Annotated in this window: 2 protein-coding genes; both read left to right on the top strand. The window is 33.1% G+C overall.

The annotated features are described in order from the left end of the window. Positions 1-96: 96 nt before the first annotated feature. Positions 97-1,359 carry a group II intron reverse transcriptase/maturase gene (gene ltrA, locus H527_RS0118545; protein WP_027414038.1) on the top strand — a complete coding sequence of 421 codons (1,263 nt, stop codon included), beginning with the start codon at positions 97-99 and terminating at the stop codon, positions 1,357-1,359. Between the two features lie 125 nt (positions 1,360-1,484). Beyond that, positions 1,485-2,690 (top strand): putative phage abortive infection protein, encoded by a 1,206-nt coding sequence (locus tag H527_RS0118550; RefSeq protein WP_027414039.1) that lies wholly within the window; start codon positions 1,485-1,487, stop codon positions 2,688-2,690. Positions 2,691-2,908: the final 218 nt, after the last annotated feature.

Genomic DNA, 2,908 nt, shown 5'->3' on the forward strand with positions numbered 1-2,908 from the left:
TTAGAAAAAATACCAGATCATAGCATACAAAAATTAGAAGAATTACTACCTGGATATCAAGAAAATTCTATATTGTAGTTGCTCGGATGCATACGGATGACTTTATGGAATGAAACAAAATCAATACCGATAAGCCGTCAAATAATTTGGCAGGCTTATCAACAAGTGCGTTCCAATAAAGGAAGTGCAGGAGTGGATGCGATAGATATGGAAGAATTTGATGCAAATCGAAATAACCATCTGTACAAATTATGGAATCGTATGGCATCAGGGAGCTATTTTCCACCACCAGTCAAAGAAGTAGAAATCTCCAAAAAGGATGGAAGTATCCGTAAATTAGGAATTCCTACAATAAGCGACAGGGTTGGGCAAATGGCGGTTAAAATGTTTATCGAACCAAGATTAGAGGCAGTATTTAGCCCAAATTCTTACGGCTATCGACCAAAGAGAAATGCCCATCAGGCATTATCAAAGGTAAGAGAGAACTGTTGGAAGCAAGATTGGGTGATAGACCTTGATATCAAGGGATTCTTTGATACTATTGACCACAACAAATTGATGTTAGCTGTAAAGAAGCATGTACCTGAAAAATGGATACTACTTTACATTAAACGATGGTTGGAAGCACCCGTTTTTACAACATCTGGAGAATTACTTCAAAAGCAAGGAATGGGAACACCCCAAGGAGGAGTAATCAGTCCATTATTGGCTAATTTATTTCTACACTATGCTTTTGATAAATGGTTAGAAAACACAGGTGAAAATGTGCTATTTACACGTTATGCCGATGATGTAATAGTACATTGTAGAAGTAAAGCCCAAGCAGAACAAGTACTGCAAAAGATACATCAAAGGATGACATCTGTAAGATTGGAGTTACATCCAGAAAAGACAAAAATAGTCTATTGCAGAGACCATCGTAGAAGAGGTGATTATCCAAAAGTGAAATTTGATTTCTTAGGATATTCTTTTCAACCTAGAACGGCATTTTCAAAGAAAAAGAAAGCGTTATTTTTAGGGTATGATTGTGCCATAAGTATTAGTTCAAGAAAACGAATTGCAGATAAACTTGAAGAACTCAATGTAGGTAAATTGACTTTTAAAAGCATTGTAGGGGTTGCTCAATACTTAAATCCAATGATAAGAGGATGGGTAGGTTACTATGGTAAATTCAAAATGTATGAACTCACCAAAGTTTTCAGGTTATTAAGTCAGCGATTAGTTTGGTGGGCAAGGAAAAGGTATAAGCGTTACAAAACCAGTATTAGAAAAGGGTATAAATGGTTAGCAACTGTTAGGAAACAATATCCTAACTTATTTTACCATTGGCAATTTTCACATATAAATGTAATCGCTTAGATTTGTACAACAAGAGCCGTGTGAGGGGAGACTTTCATGCACGGTTCTGGGAGAGGCTTAGGGTGAAATTCCCTTTGCCTACTCGATTACTAGACCGTTACCCAACATTAACAGAAACATCCTGAATGACAACATACATCATCATTAATTCAATAATTACGTTACTAATTTTAATTTTTTGTTTCTATCTATTATATAAAGTAAAAACAACGAATACTACCCAAAATAAATCTGAATACACATCAGAGAATAATACTACACTTGATTGGAAAATAATTACTCTTTTAATAAGTGCATTTGCCTTATTAGTTTTCTCAATATTCGCACCATTCATCTTCACACGAAATTCAGCAAGTAGTGATTTCGATTTTACTCTGACAGGTCAAATCGGAGATACAATTGGTGGAATAATGAATCCTTTTGTAGCGATTGCAGGTGTTATTGTTACTGGACTTGCTTTCTATGTTCAGTATAAAGCGAACAAACAACAGAGGGAATTATTTTTGAGCGAACAAAAACAAAGTAATAATCAACTTCAAAAACAAATAAACAATCAAAACAAGCAAAATCAAATTCAATTATTTGAGTCACAGTTTTACGAAATGCTAAAACTGCATCGAGAAAATGTGACTGAAATGATAATTAATGGTTACGATTTTGAAGAAGATGGAAAACTCAAAAGGTTTGAAAAATCTACTGATGGTAGAAAGATTTTTGTTACTATGAAATCTGAATTCGAATCTATTCTTGCTCTTTATACCAAAGATAATAAGTTAACACAAAAAGGATTTCATAGATGTTATAAACTTTTCTTTTCAGGTTTAAACGAATATGAACGAGAATTCCCAGAAGATGAAAACTTTATATTTTTATTAAAAAAAGCACGAAAACAACATCAAAACCCGAAAAAAGCTATTAAGAAAAATAGTGAACGGAAAGAGTTTATAAAAGATGTAAACCTAAATTTTAATTACAAACCATTTTCTGGACATTCATCAAGATTAGGGCATTATTTTAGACATTTATATTTAATAGTAAAGTCTATAGCAAATAGTGAATTAATTGAAAGTTACGATGAGAAAATGAAATATCTTCGAATTTTGCGAGCGCAATTATCAAATCACGAACAAATACTTATGTTTTATAATTGGTTGAGTGGTTATGGTTCAGATTGGGAAAATGAAAAACATTCATTCCTTACTGAATATTGTATGATTCATAATTTATGGTATCATACACTTTTCAATGATAAATTTATAAAAGATAAAGTAGAGTATTTAAGAAAAAAGGAAGTTGTTTTAAGAAAAGGAGATATGTTTGAAATCGGATAAATAACGTTGGGTAACACTGTGTATAATTAATTGCTTTGGCAAGTGCTTATTTGGAAAATTCCTTCGGAATTTTCTCGGGTTCGTATTTGTTTACTAAATTAGTTGCTTAACCACGCAACTAACCATACGTGTGCCGAGAGTAACGAAGGGCTGAAAACGTTACGTAACTGTTAATAAGATGGTGGAACCGACCCACTGGTGTTGTTTTACAGGAGAGA

It is taken from the genome of Aquimarina muelleri DSM 19832, from assembly GCF_000430665.1.
Taxonomy (GTDB): Bacteria; Bacteroidota; Bacteroidia; order Flavobacteriales; family Flavobacteriaceae; genus Aquimarina; species Aquimarina muelleri.